The sequence below is a fragment of the Ruminococcoides intestinihominis genome (assembly GCF_040096285.1).
In the GTDB taxonomy this organism is placed as follows: Bacteria; Bacillota; Clostridia; order Oscillospirales; family Acutalibacteraceae; genus Ruminococcoides; species Ruminococcoides intestinihominis.
Map to the genome: position 1 here is coordinate 18120 of NZ_JBBMEY010000020.1, position 21148 is coordinate 39267.

General features: G+C 34.7%; 19 protein-coding genes. 17 read left to right on the forward strand and 2 right to left on the reverse strand.

Translation table 11 applies throughout. The features are described from left to right. Nucleotides 1-296 precede the first annotated feature (296 nt). A complete protein-coding gene (locus WMO18_RS06570; protein ID WP_211148515.1) occupies nt 297-2444 on the reverse strand; it encodes a Tex family protein in 2148 nt (715 codons plus the stop codon). A 129-nt stretch (nt 2445-2573) separates the two neighbouring features. Here WMO18_RS06570 and WMO18_RS06575 point away from each other — a divergent pair, with 129 nt between their 5' ends. From WMO18_RS06575 to WMO18_RS06610, 8 genes are all read left to right on the forward strand, one after another. Further along, a complete protein-coding gene (locus tag WMO18_RS06575) occupies nt 2574-3527 on the forward strand; it encodes a ketopantoate reductase family protein (RefSeq protein WP_211148516.1) in 954 nt (317 codons plus the stop codon). A gap of 1 nt (nt 3528) precedes the next feature. Next, a complete protein-coding gene (gene cyaB, locus WMO18_RS06580; protein WP_367286468.1) occupies nt 3529-4086 on the forward strand; it encodes a class IV adenylate cyclase in 558 nt (185 codons plus the stop codon). A 208-nt stretch (nt 4087-4294) separates the two neighbouring features. After that, entirely contained in the window at nt 4295-5002 is a 708-nt protein-coding gene (locus tag WMO18_RS06585) for a JAB domain-containing protein (RefSeq protein ID WP_022506258.1), read from the forward strand. Nucleotides 5003-5007: 5 nt separating this feature from the next. After that, nucleotides 5008-6966: an excinuclease ABC subunit UvrB gene (gene uvrB, locus WMO18_RS06590; protein WP_211147855.1), complete on the forward strand. Its 1959-nt coding sequence runs from the start codon at nt 5008-5010 to the stop codon at nt 6964-6966. Further along, complete coding sequence (locus WMO18_RS06595; RefSeq protein WP_211147856.1) at nt 6967-8952, forward strand: DNA gyrase/topoisomerase IV subunit B; 1986 nt, start codon at nt 6967-6969, stop codon at nt 8950-8952. A gap of 14 nt (nt 8953-8966) precedes the next feature. Next, nucleotides 8967-11207 carry a DNA gyrase subunit A gene (locus tag WMO18_RS06600; protein WP_211147857.1) on the forward strand — a complete coding sequence of 747 codons (2241 nt, stop codon included), beginning with the start codon at nt 8967-8969 and terminating at the stop codon, nt 11205-11207. 91 nt (nt 11208-11298) lie between these two features. Next, nucleotides 11299-11544 (forward strand): preprotein translocase subunit SecG, encoded by a 246-nt coding sequence (gene secG / locus WMO18_RS06605; RefSeq protein ID WP_211147858.1) that lies wholly within the window; start codon nt 11299-11301, stop codon nt 11542-11544. Between the two features lie 74 nt (nt 11545-11618). Beyond that, nucleotides 11619-11873: a pro-sigmaK processing inhibitor BofA family protein gene (locus tag WMO18_RS06610; protein ID WP_138157666.1), complete on the forward strand. Its 255-nt coding sequence runs from the start codon at nt 11619-11621 to the stop codon at nt 11871-11873. Here WMO18_RS06610 and WMO18_RS06615 read toward each other — a convergent pair. Beyond that, a complete protein-coding gene (locus tag WMO18_RS06615) occupies nt 11868-12458 on the reverse strand; it encodes a DUF4364 family protein (protein WP_211147859.1) in 591 nt (196 codons plus the stop codon). The two genes, WMO18_RS06610 and WMO18_RS06615, sit on opposite strands and share 6 nt — an antisense overlap. A 128-nt stretch (nt 12459-12586) precedes the next feature. Between WMO18_RS06615 and WMO18_RS06620 the strand changes: the two genes are divergently transcribed. The 9 genes from WMO18_RS06620 to purD all read left to right on the forward strand — a co-directional run bounded on the left by WMO18_RS06620 (nt 12587) and on the right by purD (nt 21020). Beyond that, nucleotides 12587-13021: an NfeD family protein gene (locus WMO18_RS06620; RefSeq protein ID WP_211147860.1), complete on the forward strand. Its 435-nt coding sequence runs from the start codon at nt 12587-12589 to the stop codon at nt 13019-13021. Between the two features lie 3 nt (nt 13022-13024). Continuing rightward, entirely contained in the window at nt 13025-13933 is a 909-nt protein-coding gene (locus WMO18_RS06625) for an SPFH domain-containing protein (RefSeq protein ID WP_022506250.1), read from the forward strand. Nucleotides 13934-14198: 265 nt separating this feature from the next. Beyond that, nucleotides 14199-14696: a 5-(carboxyamino)imidazole ribonucleotide mutase gene (gene purE / locus WMO18_RS06630; RefSeq protein WP_211147861.1), complete on the forward strand. Its 498-nt coding sequence runs from the start codon at nt 14199-14201 to the stop codon at nt 14694-14696. Further along, the gene (gene purF, locus WMO18_RS06635) at nt 14693-16147 is read left to right on the forward strand and encodes an amidophosphoribosyltransferase (protein WP_248004692.1); all 1455 of its coding nucleotides are present in this window, start codon (nt 14693-14695) and stop codon (nt 16145-16147) included. The genes purE and purF overlap by 4 nt, the downstream gene beginning before the upstream one ends. Before the next feature lie 10 nt (nt 16148-16157). Next, the gene (purM, locus tag WMO18_RS06640; protein ID WP_211147862.1) at nt 16158-17195 is read left to right on the forward strand and encodes a phosphoribosylformylglycinamidine cyclo-ligase; all 1038 of its coding nucleotides are present in this window, start codon (nt 16158-16160) and stop codon (nt 17193-17195) included. Further along, nucleotides 17195-17821, forward strand: coding sequence for a phosphoribosylglycinamide formyltransferase (gene purN / locus WMO18_RS06645; RefSeq protein ID WP_211147863.1), 627 nt, complete (start codon nt 17195-17197; stop codon nt 17819-17821). Before purM ends, purN begins: the two co-directional genes overlap by 1 nt. Before the next feature lie 13 nt (nt 17822-17834). After that, nucleotides 17835-18551, forward strand: a complete 717-nt coding sequence (locus tag WMO18_RS06650) for an IMP cyclohydrolase (protein ID WP_211147864.1) — start codon at nt 17835-17837, stop codon at nt 18549-18551. 11 nt (nt 18552-18562) lie between these two features. Continuing rightward, nucleotides 18563-19741: a phosphoribosylaminoimidazolecarboxamide formyltransferase gene (locus WMO18_RS06655; protein ID WP_211147865.1), complete on the forward strand. Its 1179-nt coding sequence runs from the start codon at nt 18563-18565 to the stop codon at nt 19739-19741. Between the two features lie 13 nt (nt 19742-19754). Next, entirely contained in the window at nt 19755-21020 is a 1266-nt protein-coding gene (gene purD, locus WMO18_RS06660; protein ID WP_211147866.1) for a phosphoribosylamine--glycine ligase, read from the forward strand. Nucleotides 21021-21148: the final 128 nt, after the last annotated feature.

A 21148-nucleotide genomic window follows, 5' to 3' on the forward strand; every position in this document is an offset into this window, starting at 1 on the left:
TATGGAACTAAAGTTAATTTCCTTAGTTAAATTAGCTTTAGTACACATATAAGGGCATCGGTTATGACACCGGTTTTAAAACCGATGCCCAGTGGAGAGTATGTACTTTTTTCCCTAAAAAAGTAGATAGTAACGGTAATATTGTTAACAAATAGATAGGTTAATCAGCATTATCTAATAAAATAATATTATTACATAACAAAAGAAACTGCTAGATTTTAGCAGTTTCTTAGTCTTTTAATGATATTTTTTGTATAAAAATTTTTCTTGACCCACAAGTAAATTGACAACACAAATCAAAACTTCATAGTTAAAGCAATTCTATTCTTTTCAGGTTCAACAGAAAGAATTTTTACCTTTACAATGTCACCGACTTTTAGCACCTCTGATGGATGCTTAATGTACTTATCACAGATTTGAGAAATATGTACAAGTCCGTCTTGATGCACACCAATGTCAATAAATGCACCAAAGTCAATTACATTTCTTACAGTACCCTTAAGTTCCATACCTTCCTTTAAGTCCTTAATGTCAAGTACATCACTTCTTAGCATAGGTGCAGGAAGTTCATCTCTAGGGTCACGTCCGGGTTTAGAAAGTTCCTTTACAATATCGTCAAGTGTAGGTAATCCGATTTCAACAATGTCAGCAAGTTTCTTACTGCCAAAGTTCATTACTCTAGCTGATAAATCAGAGTAGTCACCGGATTTAATATCTTTGTCACTGTAGTCAAGTGTCTTTAGCAGTTCTTTTGCATTACTATAACTTTCAGGGTGAACACCTGTGTTGTCAAATGGATTTTTACTTTCAGCAACTCTAAGGAAACCGGCACATTGCTCAAATGCCTTAGGACCAAGTTTAGGTACTTTCTTTAGTTCACTTCTTGAAGAGAATGCACCGTTTTCTTCTCTGTATTTTACAATGTTGTTGCATACAGTAGCATTAAGACCGGCAACTCTAGAAAGTAATGCAGGTGAAGCAGTATTTAGGTCAGCACCTACTGAGTTAACACAGTTTTCAACAACACCGTCAAGTGTTTCAGCAAGTCTTTTTTGTGGCATATCATGTTGATATTGACCAACACCAATTGCCTTAGGCTCAATTTTTACCAGTTCAGCAAGTGGATCTTGAATTCTTCTTGCAATAGAAACGGCACTTCTTAGTGTAAGGTCAAGTTCAGGAAGTTCTTTAGCAGCAAGTTTAGATGCAGAATAAACAGATGCACCGGCCTCACTAACTACCATATACTTAACATCTTTGCCACAGTCCCTAATAACATCAACTGCAAACATTTCAGTTTCTTTACTTGCAGTACCGTTACCGATAGAAATAATATCTACATCATATTTCTTGATTAACTGAATAATTTTTTCCTTAGATTGCTTAACCTTAAATTCACCGTGAGTAGGGTAGATAACTGTTGTGTCAAGTACCTTACCTGTTTCATCAACAACTGCAACTTTACAACCTGTTCTGTAACCAGGGTCAAGTCCAAGTACAGTTTTACCTTTAACAGGTGGTTGCATTAGTAACTGCTTTAAATTAATTGCAAAAACCTTCATTGAGTTTTCACAAGCATTTTCAGTTAAAGCAGAACGAATTTCTCTCTCAATAGATGGAAAAATAAGTCGCTGATAAGCGTCAGCACCGGCTTCTTTGATAATGTCAGTACATAAGTCATTTTTGTAGTTGATAGTTTCATTGTTGATATATTCAATAAACTTTTCATCATCACATTGAATAGATACCTTTAAGAAACCATCTTTCTCACCTCTGTTAATAGCAAGAAGTCTGTGGTCAGCAATTTTCTTTACAGGTTCACTGTATTCATAGTATGACCTATAAACACTGTCCTTGTCCTTATCACTTGCAACAGAAACTACTGTGCCATAGTTGTTTAGCATTTTTCTGATAGTCTTTCTGATTTTTGAATTATCGGAAATCTGTTCAGCAATAATGTCCTTAGCACCATTAATAGCATCTTCTACACTTTCAACACCTTTTTCAGCATTTACATATTTTTCTGCTGACTTATTAGGGTTAAATTTGCTATCTTGTAAAAGTATTTCAATAGCAAGTGGTTCAAGACCTTTTTCCTTAGCAATAGATGCTCTGGTTTTTCTCTTTGGCTTAAATGGTCTGTAAATATCCTCAAGTTCACTAAGTGTAACTGCCTTATCAAGTGAAACAGAAATTTCATCAGTTAACTTTTCTTGTTCATTAATAAGGTTTCTAATTTCTTCTCTACGCTTATCAAGGTTGCGTAGATACTCCAATTTTTCAGAAAATTCTCTTATTAACTGGTCATCCATAGAACCATGCATTTCTTTACGGTATCTTGCAATAAACGGAATTGTATTTCCCTCATCAAGCAAACTAATAATATTAGTTGCGTATTGTTCTTTAATGTTAAATTCTTTAGCTAAAATTTGTGAATAATCCATATTAACCTTCTTTCTTTTGCTAGGCTATTATATCATACTTTATTTTTTATTGCCAGATAATTTTTATTGACCATATTATTAAATAAGTTTATACTAATTTTAGTTTATTAAAGATAAGGTTGAAAAAATATGAAAATAAAGAAAGTAGCAGTCCTTGGTGCAGGAGCAGTTGGCTCATATGTAATTTGGGGACTTTCACAGAAAGATAATATCCAACTTGGTGTTATAACTGAGGGTGAAAGAGCAGAAAGACTAAAGAAAGGTATTACTATTAATAGTGAAAAGTATTATCCTAATGTGTGGTCATCAACAGAAAAGGATATTGATTTATTAATAGTAGCATTAAAGTACAATTCATTACAAAATGCAGTAAAAACAATTGCAAGTGCAGTTAATGAAAATACTGTTGTTATGAGTTTGATGAATGGTGTTGATAGTGAAGAAATTATTTCAGCAGAAATAGGCAAGAAAAATGTTATCCATTCATTTATTAAAGTTGCTTCTCATAAAGAAAATAACGGTTACTGCTTTAATCCTGAAACCACACTAGGTATAATTTTTGGTGAAACAGAAGAACCATATTATAGTGAAAGAGTAAAGGCTATTGAAGAACTATTTAGCAACACAGGACTTCACTATAGATATACCGATTATATATTAGAAGAAATGTGGGCAAAGTTTAGACTTAATGTGTGTAACAATTTACCACAAGCGATTTTAGGTGCAGGTGTAGGTTGTTATGAAGACAGTATCCATATGAAAGCTATTAGTGACGGTTTAAGAAATGAACTTGAAACTATAGCAACATCAAAGGGGATTGATATTAATAAGTCTGGAGAACTATCAAAGAGAGGCAGTGCAGTACCTGCCTCAGCAAGATATTCCACATTACAAGACTTAGATGCAAAAAAACATACAGAGATTGATATGTTTTCAGGTGCATTAATTCGTATGGGAAAAGAACTAAATATTAAAACACCTTATAATGAATTTACCTATCATATGATAAAAGCATTGGAAGAAAAGAATGATGGTAAGTTTGATTATACAGGTGACAAAGACAAAGTAACTTGGGCAAAGTAATATGAGTATTGAAGTTGAATTAAAAGTAAAAATTTCCGGTAAAGAAGAAATTATTGATAAATTAGAAAATCTAAATTTCACAAAGTCAAGTTTAGTGGTAGAAACCGACACTTACTTTACTTCATCGCATCACGATTTTATTTCACTTGATGAGGCATTGAGAATAAGAAATGTACTTAATAAATCTACAAATGAAACTAAATCGGTTATTACATATAAAGGTGCAAAGCTAGACAATATTTCTATGTCAAGAAAAGAACTTGAAACTGAAGTGAAAGACTCTAAAATTGTTAAGGAAATTTTAGAAAATATAGGCTTTAAGTCAGTACCACCACTTGTAAAGGAAAGACAATACCTAAAAAACAACAATATAACTGCTTGTGTGGATACTGTTAAAGGCTTAGGTGATTATTTGGAATTAGAAATTATAGTGGAAAATAATTCTGAAAAAGAAAAATCATTAGAAGTATTAGAAAACCTATTGCTAAAGTTAGGTTACTCAATGAAAGACACAATCAATACTTCATATCTGTCAATGCTAATGAATATAAGTGAATAAATCATAAATGCCATAATTCCTTGTTTAAGGTTTTATGGCTTATTTTTTAATTTAATATGCTTAAAAATCCCCATAAAATATAGAAAATTATTTAATAAATCATAAATTTAAGATTACAGTTGTGTAATTATAATTGACCTATCACAATATGTTGTGATACATTATTATGATGTAGAATATTGTGAGAAATTATGCTTTGGTGATTCATATGGCGAATGAAAATGTACATGCAAACCATCGTTCAAGAATGAAGAAAAAGTTTCTTGATGCCGGTACTTTGGAAATTTTTGAACAACACGAACAACTTGAAATGCTACTTTACTATGCTTGTCCAAGGAAAGATACAAACGGTATTGCACACAAGCTGTTAAATAAGTTTGGTTCTTTTTCTGCTCTTTGTGACTCTCCAATCAACACTATTATGGAGTGTGGAGTAAGTGAGCATACTGCAATACTTATCAAGATGATTCCTGAGTTTACTCGTATTTACATTAGCGATAAACATAACAATGCCGATAAGATTATTGATTTGGAACATTTAGGTGATTATTTTTTACCTAAGTATATTGGCAAGGATTCTGAAGAAGTATATTTATTGTTGATGGATTCAAAGGGCAAAGAACTTTTCTTTGGCAGTGTAGCAAGAGGTTCTTTCACAAGTTCAGAAATGCCTGTTCGTAAAATTGTTGAACTTGTTATGAATTATAACGCTCATACAGCAGTAGTTGCCCATAATCACCCAAGTGGTGTGGCTTTTCCATCAAAGGAAGATATAATTATCACAAAAAATTTAATTACTACCCTTGACTTAATAGGTTCACATTTAATTGACCATATTATAGTTGCAGATAATGATTGTATTTCACTTGCCGAAAGTGAACTGACAGGTAGTATTTTTTATTTAAAGGATGATTGAGTTTTATGGATTTTAAACTTAAATCTGAATATAAACCAACAGGTGACCAGCCACAAGCTATTGATACATTAGTAAAGAGTATCGAAAACGGCAACAAAGAACAAACACTTTTAGGTGTAACAGGTTCAGGTAAAACTTTCACAATGGCTAATGTTATTGAAAAGGTAAACAGACCTACTTTGATTTTAGCCCATAACAAAACTTTAGCAGCCCAGCTATGCTCAGAGTTTAAAGAATTTTTCCCTGATAATGCAGTAGAATATTTTGTATCCTACTATGACTACTACCAACCTGAAGCCTATGTGCCATCAACCGATACTTATATTGAAAAGGATAGTAGCATTAATGACGAAATCGACAAACTCAGACATAGTGCAACTTTAGCACTATCCGAAAGACGAGATGTTATTATTGTTGCCTCAGTTTCTTGCATTTATAGCTTAGGTAACCCTATAGATTACCGTAATATGGTTATTTCCCTTAGACCGGGAATGGAAAAACCAATGGAAGAACTTGTTGCAAAGTTAGTAGAACTGCAATATGAGAGAAACGACATTAACTTTACCAGAAATAAATTTAGGGTAAAGGGCGATACAATAGAAATTTTCCCTGCTGCATCTTCCGACTATATTATAAGAGTAGAATATTTTGGTGATGAAATTGATAGAATATCCGAAATTAACCCACTAACAGGTGAACTGAATTCTATTCTAAAGCATGTTGCAATTTACCCTGCATCTCACTACATTGTTCCTAAAGAAAAGATGGAACCGGCTATTGCAAGAATAGAAAAAGAACTTGACGAGAGACTGGAATATTTCAGAAGTGAGGGTAAACTCCTAGAGGCTCAACGACTTGAACAAAGAACAAGATACGATATTGAAATGCTCCAAGAAATCGGATTTTGTACCGGTATTGAAAACTATACAAGTGTTTTATCCGGACTAGAGAAGGGTACAGCCCCATTTACTTTGCTGGATTATTTTCCGAAAGATTTTCTGCTTTTTGTTGATGAAAGCCATGTAACTTTACCTCAGGTTAGAGGTATGTATGGTGGTAACCTTTCAAGAAAGAAAAGTCTTATTGATTATGGATTCAGATTACCGTCAGCTTATGACAACCGTCCTTTAAATTTTGATGAATTTTATGATAGAATAAATCAAGTCTGCTTTGTGTCAGCAACACCTGGTGACTTAGAACTTGAAAAAAGTAGTGTGGTTGCAGAACAAATTATCCGACCAACAGGTCTGCTTGACCCTGAAATTGATGTAAGACCAACTGAAGGTCAGCTAGATGACTTGATTTCTGAAATAAATATTAGAACAGAAAAGAATGAAAGAACATTAGTTACTACCTTAACCAAGAAAATGGCTGAGGACTTAACTGATTATTTTGAACAAATGGATATTAGGGTGCGATATATGCACCATGATATAGATACTGTTGAAAGAATGGAAATTATTAGGGACTTGCGTTTGGGTGAGTTTGATGTACTTGTTGGTATCAACCTACTTCGTGAAGGCCTTGATATTCCGGAAGTTTCTCTAGTTGCTATCCTAGATGCTGATAAGGAAGGTTTCCTTCGTTCAGAACGCAGTTTAATTCAGACAATAGGCAGAGCAGCAAGAAACAGTGAAGGTAAGGTTATTATGTATGCTGATACAGTAACACCTTCTATGGAGTCAGCAATAAGAGAAACTACCCGTAGAAGAGAAATTCAGCAACAGTATAACAAAGACCACAACATTACACCTAAGACTATTAAGAAAAAGGTTGCTGATGTTCTGGAAATCAGTACCCGTAAAGAAGAAAAAGACTTTAACAGTAAAAAGCTAACTAAGGGTGAAAAGAAGAAACTTATCGAGCAGTTAACAAAAGAAATGAAAGCAGCAGCAAAGTTGCTTGAATTTGAACATGCTGCCTATATTAGAGATAAAATCAATAAATTGAAGGGAGAAGATTAAGTGGCAAAGAAAAAGACACAAGAATACGGAAATGACAGTATCAGTTCTTTAAAAGGTGCCGATAGAGTACGAAAAAGACCTGCTGTTATTTTTGGTTCTGATGGTATAGAGGGCTGTTGCCATTCAGTCTTTGAAATACTTTCTAACTCCATAGATGAAGCTAGAGAAGGCTATGGTAACGAAATAATAGTTACAAAGTTTGCCGATGGCTCAATTCAGATTGAGGACCATGGTAGAGGTATTCCTGTTGATTACAACAAGAATGAAGAAAGATATAACTGGGAACTAGTATTTTGTGAACTGTATGCCGGTGGTAAATACAACAACAATGACGGTGAAAACTATGAGTTTTCTCTAGGTTTAAATGGTTTAGGTCTTTGTTCAACTCAGTATTCATCAGAATATATGGATGTAAATATCCGTAGAGATGGGCAGAAATTTACCCTTCATTTTGAAAAAGGTGAGAATGTCGGTGGACTTCATAAAGAAAAATATGACAAGAAGGATACCGGTACAATCATCAAGTGGAAACCTGATTTAGAAGTTTTCACAGATATAAATATTACAGCTGACTATTTCTTAGATGTAATAAAGAAACAGTCAATTGTAAATGCAGGTGTAAACTTTGTTTTCAGAAACCAAGTAAATGGTAAGTTTGAAGTAACAGAGTTTAAGTATGAAAACGGTATCACCGACTATGTAAATGAAGTAGTAGGTGATCAAGGCCTTTCAACAACTCAAACATGGTCAACAGAACAAAAGGTTCGTGACAGAAAAGATAAACCTGAATATAAATGCAAAATGACAATTGCAGTTGCATTTTCAAACAAGGTTTCTATGCACGAATATTACCACAACTCAAGTTATTTGGAATATGGTGGTGCACCTGAAAAGGCAGTTAAAAATGCTTTTGTATATCAGATTGACCAATGGTTAAAGAATAACGGTAAATATACTAAGAACGAAAAGAAAATTACTTTTGAAGATGTAGAAGATTGTCTTGTAATTGTAATCTCCAGTTTCTCCAGTATGACTTCTTACGAAAACCAAACTAAAAAGGCTATTACAAATAAAGGTATCCAAGATGCAATGGTTGAGTTTTTGCGTCATGAACTTGAAATCTACTTTATCGAAACACCACTTGAAGCAGAGAAAATCTGTAATCAGGTTCTTATTAACAAGAGAAGTAGAGAAGATGCCGAAAAAACAAGAGTTAGAATTAAGAAGAACTTAACAAGTTCTCTTGATATGACAAACAGAGTAGCAAAATTTGTTGACTGCAGAAGTAAAGATAATTCTGAAAGAGAATTATTCATAGTGGAAGGTGACTCAGCTTTAGGTGCTTGTAAACAAGCAAGAGATCCAAACTTCCAAGCAATTATGCCTATAAGAGGTAAGATACTTAACTGCCTAAAAGCAGATTTAAATAAAATTTTCAAAAGTGACATTATTACCGACTTGCTAAAAGTTTTGGGTTGTGGTGTTGAAGTTAAGTCAAAAGCAAATAAGGACTTAGCTACTTTTGATATGAATTTACTAAGATGGAAACGAATTATTTTTTGTACTGATGCCGATGTTGACGGTTTCCAGATTAGAACACTTTTACTTACTATGGTGTATAGACTTACACCAACACTAATTGAAGAAGGCAAGGTATTTATAGCAGAATCACCTCTTTACGAAATTACAACAAAGAAAAAGGTTTATTTTGCTTATACCGAGGCAGAGAAAGAAAAGTATATTAAAGAAATCGGCAAAGAAAAGTTTACCGTTCAGCGTAGTAAAGGTCTTGGTGAAAACGAACCTGAAATGATGAACCTAACTACAATGAATCCGGCAACAAGAAGACTTATTAAGGTTATGCCGGATGATGTAAAGCGTACAGCAGAAATGTTTGATATTCTACTAGGTGACAATTTACAAGGTAGAAAAGACTATATTGTAAACCATGGTGCTGAATATGTAGATAACTTAGATTTAAGTTAAGGAGGTGAGTTACTGTGGCAAGAAAGAAGAAAGAGCCAAAAGCTCCTCAATTACCTAAGATTGACGGTGTAATTGACGGTGCAGGTGAAGTAGTAGAGCAAAAGATTGCATCAACTATTGAAGAAAACTATATGCCTTATGCAATGAGTGTTATTATGTCCAGAGCAATTCCTGAAATTGACGGATTTAAACCATCTCATAGAAAGCTACTTTACACAATGTACAAAATGGGACTTTTAACAGGTAAGAGAACAAAGTCAGCTAATATTGTTGGTGCAACAATGAAACTTAATCCTCATGGTGACTCAGCTATCTATGATACAATGGTTAGATTATCACGAGGTTATGAAGCACTTTTACATCCATATGTTGACTCAAAGGGTAACTTCGGTAAGTTCTACAGTAGAGATATGGCATGGGCTGCATCAAGATATACTGAAGCAAAACTTGACCCAATCTGTAATGAACTTTTTAAGGATATTGATAAAGATACAGTTGACTTTGTAGATAACTACGATAATACAATGAAAGAGCCTTCGCTTTTACCGGCAACTTTTCCATCTGTACTTGTTAATGCAAATACAGGTATTGCCGTAGGTATGGCGTCTAACATTTGTTCATTTAACTTGCGTGAAGTTTGTGAAACTACAGCAGCACTTATTCGTGATAAAGACCATGACATTATGTCAACCTTACCTGCACCCGACTTTATTGGTGGTGGACAGATTATCTATGACGAAAGTGCCATTAAGAAAATTTATGAAACCGGTCGTGGTGGTATCAAGGTTAGAGCAAAGTATCAGTATGATAAAGCAAATAACTGTATTGATATTTTCTCAATTCCACCATCAACTTCTTGTGAAGTAATTATTGAAAAAATTATTGATTTGTCTAAGCAAGGCAAAGTTAAGGAAGTTGCCGATATTCGTGATGAAACAGGTCTTGACGGTCTAAAAATCACAATCGACCTAAAACGTGGTACTGACCCTGAAAAGCTAATGATGAAGTTATTTAAACTTACAACATTACAGGATAGTTTTAGTTGTAACTTTAATGTGCTAATAGCCGGTGTACCAAGAGTAATGGGTGTTAGAGAACTTCTTAATGAATGGATAGCATTTAGAGTTGAATGTGTAAGAAGAAGAACATATTTTGATTTAAACAAAAAGCAAGAGAAACTTCATCTTCTAAAAGGTCTAAAGGCAATTTTACTTGATATTGATAAGGCAGTAAAAATTGTCAGAGGAACTGAAGAAGAAAGTGAAGTTGTACCTAACCTAATGATAGGTTTCGGCATTGATGAAACTCAGGCTGAATATGTTGCAGAAATTAAACTAAGACATTTAAATAAAGAATATATCCTAAAGAGAATTGAAGAAATCAAAAGTCTTGAAAAGGATATTGCAGAGCTGGAAGCAATTTTAGCAAGTAAACAGAGAGTAAAGACTATCATAGTTAAGGAACTAAAGAATGTTGGTGATAAATACGGCAAAGACAGAGTTTCCGAATTACTGTACAATGTTGATGAAAGTAATGAGTCATATGTTGAAGAAGTACCTGATTATCCTGTAAACCTATTCTTTAGTAAAGAGGGTTATTTCAAGAAAATTACTCCTCAGTCACTTCGTATGAGCAGTGAACAAAAGCTAAAGGAAGGGGATATGATGATTCAGCACTATGAGTCTACCAATACTGCTGAACTGTTATTCTTTACTAATAAGTGTCAGGTTTATAAGAGCAAAGCCTCAGACTTTGATGATACAAAGGCAAGTGTACTGGGTGATTATGTACCGGCTAAACTTCAAATGGATGAAGGAGAAGTCCCACTGAAAATGTTTGTTACAAAGGACTACAACGGTATGTTTGTATTTGCATTTGAAAACGGTAAACTTGCAAAAGTACCTATGAATGCTTATTATACAAAGACTAACCGTAAGAAACTTGTTAGTGCTTATTCAGATAAGTCACCACTTTCTGATGTAATGTGGCTTGATGAAGACAAGGAATTAATGTTAACTTCATCAGGTGGCAGAGTTCTGCTTATCCATACTGGTGTAATAAACTTAAAGAATACAAAGAATACTCAAGGTGTCGCTGTAATGCGAATGAAAAAAGGTCAGTACCTTGAAAAACTAGAAGAATATACTGATGGCTTGTTCTCAAAGCCATCACGATACAGAACCAAAACACTACCGGCTTTAGGTGCTTTTTTAACTGAAGAAGATAGTGGCAACGAACAACTTTCTATTTTATAAGGTTAAAATAAAAAATTATACTTGATTTTTAAATGGTTTTGTGTTATTATTTTCTAAAAGACTGATTAATTCTAATGAAAGGTGAGTTGAAATGGGCGTAGTTAGTTATATCCTTGGTGCATTACTTATTCTATTTTGTGTACTAATTATTCTAGTTGTTGTTCTACAGGAAGGCAACCAGCAGGGTCTAGGTGTTATCACCGGTGCAGCTGATTCTTTCTTCTCTAAGAACAAGGCAAGAAGTTGGGATTCATTCCTATCAAGATGGACAAAGGTTTTCGCAGCAGGTTTCGTAGTATTTGTTATCGTTCTTGATATTATTGCTAACTTTAAGTAATAAGCGAGTAATATAATGCATATAATTTACCGATGGACAAGTTCCATCGGTATTTTTTATTTTGTGGTGATTTTATGGACTATTATCTACTTTCTATGCTTGTTATTATCTTAATTATTCTTGCTGTTTTACATAAATTAGGCAAAAATAAAAAGCCCTTATTAAGGGCTTTTGGTAGTATGATTATAGGGCTTTCTGCACTGTTTTTAGTAAATGTAACCTCTGTAATAACCCAAGTACATATACCAATCAGTATGTTTACTGTTGGAGTTTCAGCAGGTGGTGGAGTTCCGGCAGTAGCACTTTTACTTTTCCTAAATTTGTTATGACAACATTTCTAGGTCTTTTAGTGTGTCGGTTAATAAATCCTTCTGTTTTGATAATACTGAAATTGTAGTCTTATATAGTAATTCCGGATTTTTCCTAAAGTTCTTTTTAACTAACTTTGCTTGTTCATAGTCCGGAACATAAAATTCAAGAGAAAGAATAGTCAGCTCCTCACTTGTGATAGAGCATTTTACATTGTATCCTCTTTCATTTTTAACAATTTCAACCTTGTTTTCTCTTTCAGTCTTTTCTTTTTCAAGTAACATCATTACACAGTGAAAGGCCTTTTCCTTTACTGTATAAGCCAAGGAATCCTCAAGCTGAGTGGCAATCATCATACCATCTTCTGTAAGTGTGTATTTGTTGTTGCCATTAACAGTAATATGTCTGTTTTTGACTAAATCATCAAAACAAGCACTAGCTTCAAAGTAATTAGCAAGTCCATCTTTTTGTAGTGACTCCAAAATCAATTCTTTGCTAACCGGAGCTTTTACAGACTTAATTAAATAACAAATCAGTATTCTAATTTCATTCTTACTTCTCATTCCACCGGGATTAATTCCTTCATCAAATGTATCAAAGGACATAGAGTCACCTTCTTCCATAAGTTCTATAATTATTATAACACAAAATATATGAAATGTGTAGTGTTTTTTGTTGACTCGACTATTTTACTTGTGATATAATTTTCTAAAAGGAGGTTGTCGAATTGGAAATGATGCCTTATATATGGTTTGGTATAGCACTCTTTATGGCTATTATTGAGGGTGTAACTTATCAGCTTGTGTCTATATGGTTTGTTTTGGGAGCAGTTGTTTCTGCAATAGTTTCAATTTTTGTACCTGAAAATATTTGGTTACAAATAATTCTGTTTATAGTTATTTCTGTTGCAACACTAATAGCCACAAAACCTATTGTAAAGAAAATCACAAGAACCAAGAAATTACCGACTAATTCCGATAGATATATTGGAATGAAAGGTGTAGTAAAAGAAGAAATTAATAACACCCTAGGTGTAGGACTTGTAAACCTAAAAGGCACTGTGTGGTCTGCTACAAGTGATGACGGCTCAGTAATTCCTACAGATAGTGTAGTTATAGTAAAGAATATTAAAGGTGTAAAACTAATTGTTTCACCGGTAAAGGAGTAAATTATGGATCCAATAGTAAAGCTAGTGATTATTGCAGCAATTATCATTGCAATAGTTATCGTAATCGTAAAAAATATCAAAATCGTACCACAAGCTCATGCTTATGTTATTGAAAGACTTGGTACTTACCAAACAACATGGAACACAGGTTTACACCTGAAAGTACCATTTGTTGACCGTATAGCTAAGAAACTTTCACTAAAAGAACAGGTTGTAGATTTCCCACCACAACCGGTTATTACAAAAGATAATGTTACTATGCAGATTGATACAGTAGTTTACTTTGCTATTACTGACCCTAAGTTATATACTTATGGTGTTGAAAGACCACTGTCAGCTATTGAAAATCTAACTGCTACAACTTTAAGAAATATTATCGGTGATTTGGAACTTGATGCAACTCTAACTTCAAGAGATACTATCAATGATAAAATCCGTACAATTCTGGATACTGCAACAGACCCTTGGGGTATTCGTGTAATCAGAGTTGAACTAAAGAATATTCTTCCACCAAAAGAAATTCAGGATGCAATGGAAAAGCAGATGAAAGCTGAAAGAGAAAGAAGAGCAAAAATTCTTGAAGCTGAAGGTGAGAAGAAGAGCCAAATCCTAAAGGCAGAAGGTCTAAAGGAATCAACAATCCTAAAAGCTGATGCAATTAAGGAATCAAAGGTTAGAGAGGCTCAGGGTGAAGCTGAAGCTATTATGCTAGTTCAAAAGGCTCAGGCTGATGCTCTAAAACTTCTAAATGAAGCAAAGCCAATTGAAGAAGTACTACAACTAAAGAGTTACGAAACATTCCAAAAAGTTGCCGATGGTCAGTCTACAAAGATTATTATTCCATCAGATATTAAGCCACTTGCAACTGCTGCAACTGCTATTAAGGAAATTATCTCTAACGATAACAAATAATAACCGGAGCTACCTATTTTAGGTAGCTCGTTTTTTATATTTATAGTTTGTTCATACATAATTATACATTAAGATACATTATTCTTCTTGATTAGTATATGATTTATATTGAAAATTGCAGAAATGTAGTATCATACTGTCAAAAAATAGTCTATATCTATTGAATTTAATTTGATTTTTGGGTATAATTAAAAAGTAAAATTATGTAGCTAATAAAAATACACTTGTTTTTACTAGTTAATTTTTGTAACGAAAGGTGATCATTATGAAAAAAGTTGCAATTATTATGGGTTCTGATAGCGATTTTCCAATTGTTTCAAAAGCTATTAAACAGTTGAAAGATTACGAAGTTCCTTTTGAAGTTCATGTTATGTCAGCTCACAGAACACCTGACGAAGCATCTGAATTTGCTAAGAATGCAATTGAGAATGGCTTTGGTGTTATTATTGCTGCTGCCGGTATGGCTGCTCATTTAGGTGGTGTTCTTGCTGCTAATACAACACTTCCTGTTATCGGTATTCCTTGTAAAGGTCCTTGTTTTGACGGTATGGACGCTTTACTTGCTACAGTTATGATGCCAACAGGTATTCCTGTTGCTACTGTTGCTGTTAATGGTGCTGCGAATGCTGCAATTCTTGCAATCCAAATGTTAGCACTATCAGATGAAACTTTAGCACAGAAGTTAGTTGATAACCGAAAGAAAATGGCTGAAACAGTTGTTTCTAAGGATAAAGATATTCAGAGTAAGGTTGATGAAATTTGAAAAATAATTCCCTAGATTTTTATAATGAAAAAGTTCACGAAGAATGTGGTGTGTTCGGTATCTATAAGATGGATGATGAAGTAGATGTTGCTTCAATCTCAAGAGATGCCCTCTATGCACTTCAACATCGTGGTCAAGAAAGTGCCGGTATTGCAGTAAACAATGATGGCAATTTTAAGTCAATCAAAGATGTTGGTATGGTTTCAGAAGTGCTGACTAATCAAGCTATGGAAGAATTGGGTACTGACGGTAAGATTGCTATTGCTCATGTTAGATATACTCCATATCAAGCACTTGACAGAGCCGGTTCTCAGCCGCTTGTTATTAGATATATTCAAGGTTCACTTGCAATTTGTCATAATGGTTCAATTACTAATTTTGCTGAAATTAGAAAGAACCTTGAAGAGGGTGGAGCTATTTTCCAGTCTTTCTCAAATGCAGAACTTATTGCTTATGTTATTGCAACAGAAAGAGTAAATAGTGAAACTATTGAAGATGCAGTTAAAAATGCTTGTAATAAAATTGAAGGTGCTTATTCATTTGTTCTTACTTCACCAAGTAAGTTAATTGCAGTAAGAGACCCTTATGGTTTCCGTCCATTATGCGTAGGTAAACTGGGTCAAAGCTATGTTGTAGCATCTGAAAGTTGTGCATTTGACTCAATCGGTGCACAGTTTATTCGTCATGTAAAGCCTGGTGAAATGGTTGTTATTGACGAAGACGGCTTCCATTCATATATGATTGAAAAGCCAAAGAAGTCTGCTTTATGCGTATTTGAATATGTTTATATTGCTAGACCTGACAGTATCCTTGATTGTGGTCCTGTTCACGCAGTAAGAAAAGAATTCGGTAAGGAACTTGCAAGGGACTTCCCTGTAGAGGCTGACCTTGTTTGTGGTGTTCCTGACTCAGGTAATGAAGCTGCCCAAGGTTATGCAGAAGAATCCGGTATTCCTTACAGTGCAGTTTTTGTTAAAAATAAATATATAGGTCGTAGCCTTTCTTCAATGAAAAATACTAAGAAAGAACGACTACTAATGATGCGACTAAATGTATTAAAGCATAAGGTAAGAGGCAAGAAGGTTGTTATTATTGACGACTCAATTGTTCATGGTAGTACAGCAAGTCACATTGTTAAATTGCTTAGAGAGGCAGGTGCTGCTGAAGTTCATATGAGAATTTCTTCACCACCACTAAAATATTCTTGTTATTATGGTTCAGATTTACATACTGAGAAGAATATGATTGCCAACCTAATGACAGTTGAGGAACTACAGAATTTTGTAGGTTCAGATTCATTAGGTTTCTTAAGCATTGAAAGCCTAAGAAAAATCTCTAACGAAAACGGTATTTCTGTTTGTGATGCTTGTTTCACAGGTAATTACACAGGTCCGGTACCAAAAGAAAACTATGTTGATAAATTCAGCAAGAAAATAAAACTTTCCAAATAAGAGGTGTATTATGAAAAATAGTTTTTCAGAAAGTTATAAGAATGCAGGTGTTGATGTAACAGCAGGTTACAAAGCAGTTGAATTAATGAAAGAGCATGTTAAGAGAACAAAAACATCAGGTGTTGTTTCAGGCATCGGTGGTTTTGGTGGTCTATTTGCTCCTGATATGAAAGGTATGGAAGAACCAATCCTAGTAAGTGGTACTGATGGTGTTGGTACAAAGCTAAAACTTGCTTTCTTACTTGATAAGCACGATACAATCGGTATTGATGCAGTTGCAATGTGCGTTAATGATGTTGTATGTTGTGGTGCAAAGCCAATGTTTTTCCTAGATTACATCGCAGTTGGAAAGAATGTTCCTGAAAAGGTAGCACAAATTGTATCAGGTATTGCTGATGGTTGTGAAATGTCTTATTCAGCACTAGTTGGTGGTGAAACTGCTGAAATGCCTGGTTTCTATCCTGTTGATGAATATGATGTTGCAGGTTTCTCAGTAGGTATTGTTGATAAGAAGAAAATCATTGACGGTAGTAAACTAACAGCTGGTGATGTACTTATCGGTTTACCATCAAGTGGTGTTCATTCAAATGGTTTCTCACTTGTAAGAAAGGTATTTGGTATTGATGAAAACACAATCCATAACGAATACCCTGAACTAGATAAGCCTCTAGGTGAAACACTTCTAACTCCAACAAAGATTTATGTTAAGCCTATTCTAGACCTAATCAGCAAAGTTGATGTAAAGGCTATTTCTCACATTACCGGTGGTGGTTTCTATGAAAACATTCCTAGAATGTTAAGTGACGGTCTAACTGCTAAGATTAAGAAAGATGCAGTTCCTGTACTTCCAATCTTCAAGGTAATTCAGAGAGTTGGCAACATTCCTGAACATGATATGTTCAATACATTTAATATGGGTATCGGTATGATTGTTGCAGTTGCTAAGGAAAATGCTGATAAGGCAGTTGAAACTCTAAAGGCTTACGGTGAAGATGCAGTAGTTCTTGGTGAACTAGTTGAAGGTAATGACGGAGTTATTTTTGAATAATGAAGAATATAGTTGTTTTAGTTTCCGGTGGTGGCACTAATTTACAGGCACTTATTGATGCTGAAAAATCAGGTATCATCAAAAGTGGCAAGATTACAACAGTAATTTCTTCTAATCCTAATGCCTATGCACTGGAAAGAGCAAAAAATAATAATATAGATACTGATGTTATCAGAAGAAAAGATTTTGATACATTTGATGAATATGATTCAGCTTTAACAGAATTGTTAAAGAGCAAAGGTGCTGACCTTGTTGTCCTAGCCGGTTTTATGACTATTTTAGGACATGAGGTGATTTCAGCCTTTGCAAACAGAATTATCAATATTCATCCAGCCCTAATTCCAAGTTTCTGTGGTGAAGGTTTTTACGGACTAAAGGTTCACGAAGAAGCACTAAAAAAGGGTGTTAAAATTTCAGGTGCAACAACTCATTTTGTAACAGAAGAGTGTGATGGTGGCCCTATCATTATGCAAAAGTCTGTTGAAGTTAAAAATGATGATACACCGGAAATTTTACAAAGAAGAATTATGGAAAATGTAGAGTGGAAGATACTTCCACTTTCAGTAGAATTATTTTGCAGTGACAAAATAAAAGTAGAAGATAACAAAACAATAATTTCAGAATGAGAGGTACTTTATAGTGAAAGCAATATCATTTGAGAAAGATCTTCAGAGTAACGCATATCCCGGCAGAGGCATTATGCTAGGCAGAACTGCTGACGGTAAAAATGCTGTAATCACATACTTTATTATGGGTAGAAGTGAAAACAGCCGTAACAGAGTTTTTGTTGAAGAAGGTGAAGGCATCCGTACACAGGCTTTTGATGAAAGCAAACTAACAGACCCTTCACTAATTATCTATGCACCTGTTAGAGTGCTTGGTAACAAGACTATCGTTACAAATGGTGACCAGACAGATACTGTTTATGACCTAATGAAAGACGGTCAGGCTTTTGAACAGTCACTTCGCACTAGAGAGTTTGAACCTGATGGTCCTAACTATACACCAAGAATTTCAGGCATTATCGAAATTAACGATGGCAAAATGGATATGAATATGTCTATTCTAAAGAGTGATGACGGTGATCCTAATTCTTCACTAAGATTTACTTATTCTTATGAAAACCCACTAGCCGGTAAGGGTAGATTTATTCATACATATATGAATGACGGTAATCCACTACCAAGCTATGAAGGCGAACCAACTCTTGTAGATGTTAATAATGATGATATTGATACATTTACTAATAAGGTATGGAATGCCCTTAACGAAGATAACAAAGTATCTCTATTCGTAAGATATATTGATATTGCAACAGGTAAAGCAACATCAAGAATTATTAATAAAAATAAATAAGGAGAATTACTATGCACGAACTTGAACTAAAGTATGGTTGTAACCCTAACCAGAAACCATCAAGAATTTTTATGAAAGACGATAGTGACCTTCCAATCGAAGTTCTAAACGGTAAACCGGGTTATATTAACTTTTTGGATGCTTTCAACAGTTGGCAGTTAGTTAAGGAACTAAAGGCTGCTACAGGCCTACCTGCTGCTGCATCATTTAAGCATGTTTCTCCTGCAGGTGCTGCTGTTGCAACAGAACTTTCAGATACACTAAAGAAAATCTACTTTGTAGATGACCTAGAACTTTCACCATTAGCATCAGCCTATGCAAAGGCCAGAGGTGCTGACAGAATGAGTTCTTACGGTGACTGGGCAGCACTTTCTGATGTATGTGATAAGGAAACTGCTTTACTGCTAAAGAGAGAAGTATCTGACGGTATCATTGCTCCTGGTTATACTGACGAAGCACTTGAAATTCTAAAGACTAAAAAGCGTGGTAACTATAACATTGTTAAGATTGACCCTAACTATACACCTGCTCCACAGGAATATAAGGATGTATTTGGTGTTACTTTCCAGCAGGGCAGAAACGAACTAAAGATTGATGAAGAATTCTTAACAAAGAATATTATCACAGATAATAAGGAACTTCCTGAAGAAGCAAAGAGAGATTTACTTATTGCTTTAATCACTCTAAAATATACACAGTCAAATTCAGTTTGCTATGCAAAAGACGGTCAGGCTATCGGTGTTGGTGCAGGCCAGCAGTCAAGAATTCACTGTACTCGTCTAGCCGGTAATAAGGCAGATATTTGGTACCTTCGTCAGCATCCAAAGTGTCTAAACCTACCTTTCAAGGAAGATATCAGAAGACCTGACAGAGATAACACAATTGATGTTTATATTTCTGATGATTACGAAGATGTACTAGCAGACGGCACATGGGAACAGTTCTTTACTGAAAAGCCTGAACCACTTTCAAGAGAAGAAAAGAAAGAATGGTTAAGCACATTCTCAGGTGTTTCTCTAGGTAGTGATGCATTCTTCCCATTTGGTGATAATATCGAAAGAGCCAAGAGAAGTGGCGTTCAGTATGTTGCACAGCCTGGTGGCTCAATTCGTGATGATAATGTAATTGATACTTGTAATAAGTACAATATGACAATGTGCTTTACAGGTATTAGACTATTCCATCATTAATGAGGTGACTTAAATGAAAATATTAATGGTTGGTTCCGGTGGTAGAGAACATGCCCTAATCAAAAAGTTACTTGAAAGTGATAAGGTAGAAAAGCTTTATTGTGCTCCCGGTAACGGTGGTATTTCAAGAGATGCAGAAGTTGTTGATATTCCTGTAATGGATAAAGAAAAAATGGTAGCTTTTGCAAAAGACAATAACATTGATATGGTTTTTGTTGCTCCTGATGACCCACTTGCAGACGGTATGGTAGATGCTTGCGAAGAAGCCGGTATTCGTGCATTTGGTCCAAATGCAAAGGCTGCTATTATTGAAGCATCAAAGGTTTTCTCTAAGAACCTAATGAAAAAGTACAATATCCCAACTGCTCAGTATGAAGTTTTTGATGACTCAGAAAAGGCAATTGCTTGGGTTAAAGAAAATAATATGGCACCATGTGTTGTAAAGGCTGATGGCTTGGCACTTGGTAAGGGTGTTCTTATTTGTCAAACTGTTGAAGATGCAGTAGAAGCAATTAAGACAATTATGGAGGACAAGAAGTTTGGTTCTTCCGGTAACAACATTGTTATTGAAGAGTTCCTAACAGGCCCTGAAGTTTCTGTTCTATCCTTTACAGACGGTAAGACAGTTAAACCTATGGTTAGTTCAAAGGACCATAAGAGAGCATATGACAATGACGAAGGTTTAAACACAGGTGGTATGGGTACAATCAGTCCAAACCCTTACTATACTGATGAACTTGCTAAGCAGTGTATGGAAGAAATCTTTATTCCAACAATAAATGCTATGAAAGCAGAGGGCAGACCATTTAAGGGTTGTCTATACTTTGGCTTAATGATGACACCAAAAGGTCCAAAGGTAATTGAATATAATGCTCGTTTTGGTGACCCTGAAGCACAGGTTGTACTTCCAAGACTAAAGACAGATTTAGTTGATATTTGTGATGCAATTATTGACGAAAGACTAGATGAAATCAATATTGAATGGTCAGATGAACCAACTGCTTGTGTTGTTATGGCAAGTGGTGGTTACCCTGAATCATACAAAAAAGGTATTGAAATGTTTGGACTTGATGATAAAGGTCAAGTTGAAGGTGCAACAGTATATCACGCCGGTACAAAGTATGAAAACGGCAAATTCTACACAAACGGTGGTAGAGTTCTAGGTGTTACTGCCAGTGGTAAAACTCTTGATGATGCACTTAACAATGCTTATAATGCAGTAAAGAAAATCTCTTTTGAGGGTGCACATTATAGAACTGATATTGGTCGCACAAAATAAATTTAAATATTTAAACTTAAATGCACATCATTTTATGGTGTGCATTTTTGATTGTATAACGAAAACCCCCGATTGTATCGGGGGTTCAAAAAAGCTTTAGCGATGAGTATAAAAAACAAACTCCTTCT

Coding starts and splice junctions, on each gene's coding strand:
- WMO18_RS06570 (WP_211148515.1), bottom strand. CDS start 2,444: ATGGATTATTCACAAATTTTAGCTAAAGAATTTAACATTAAAGAACAA.
- secG (WP_211147858.1), top strand. CDS start 11,299: ATGGGCGTAGTTAGTTATATCCTTGGTGCATTACTTATTCTATTTTGT.
- purN (WP_211147863.1), top strand. CDS start 17,195: ATGAAGAATATAGTTGTTTTAGTTTCCGGTGGTGGCACTAATTTACAG.
- WMO18_RS06615 (WP_211147859.1), bottom strand. CDS start 12,458: ATGTCCTTTGATACATTTGATGAAGGAATTAATCCCGGTGGAATGAGA.
- cyaB (WP_367286468.1), top strand. CDS start 3,529: ATGAGTATTGAAGTTGAATTAAAAGTAAAAATTTCCGGTAAAGAAGAA.
- WMO18_RS06620 (WP_211147860.1), top strand. CDS start 12,587: ATGATGCCTTATATATGGTTTGGTATAGCACTCTTTATGGCTATTATT.
- WMO18_RS06610 (WP_138157666.1), top strand. CDS start 11,619: ATGGACTATTATCTACTTTCTATGCTTGTTATTATCTTAATTATTCTT.
- WMO18_RS06585 (WP_022506258.1), top strand. CDS start 4,295: ATGGCGAATGAAAATGTACATGCAAACCATCGTTCAAGAATGAAGAAA.
- purM (WP_211147862.1), top strand. CDS start 16,158: ATGAAAAATAGTTTTTCAGAAAGTTATAAGAATGCAGGTGTTGATGTA.
- WMO18_RS06655 (WP_211147865.1), top strand. CDS start 18,563: ATGCACGAACTTGAACTAAAGTATGGTTGTAACCCTAACCAGAAACCA.
- WMO18_RS06625 (WP_022506250.1), top strand. CDS start 13,025: ATGGATCCAATAGTAAAGCTAGTGATTATTGCAGCAATTATCATTGCA.
- WMO18_RS06575 (WP_211148516.1), top strand. CDS start 2,574: ATGAAAATAAAGAAAGTAGCAGTCCTTGGTGCAGGAGCAGTTGGCTCA.
- purE (WP_211147861.1), top strand. CDS start 14,199: ATGAAAAAAGTTGCAATTATTATGGGTTCTGATAGCGATTTTCCAATT.
- uvrB (WP_211147855.1), top strand. CDS start 5,008: ATGGATTTTAAACTTAAATCTGAATATAAACCAACAGGTGACCAGCCA.
- purD (WP_211147866.1), top strand. CDS start 19,755: ATGAAAATATTAATGGTTGGTTCCGGTGGTAGAGAACATGCCCTAATC.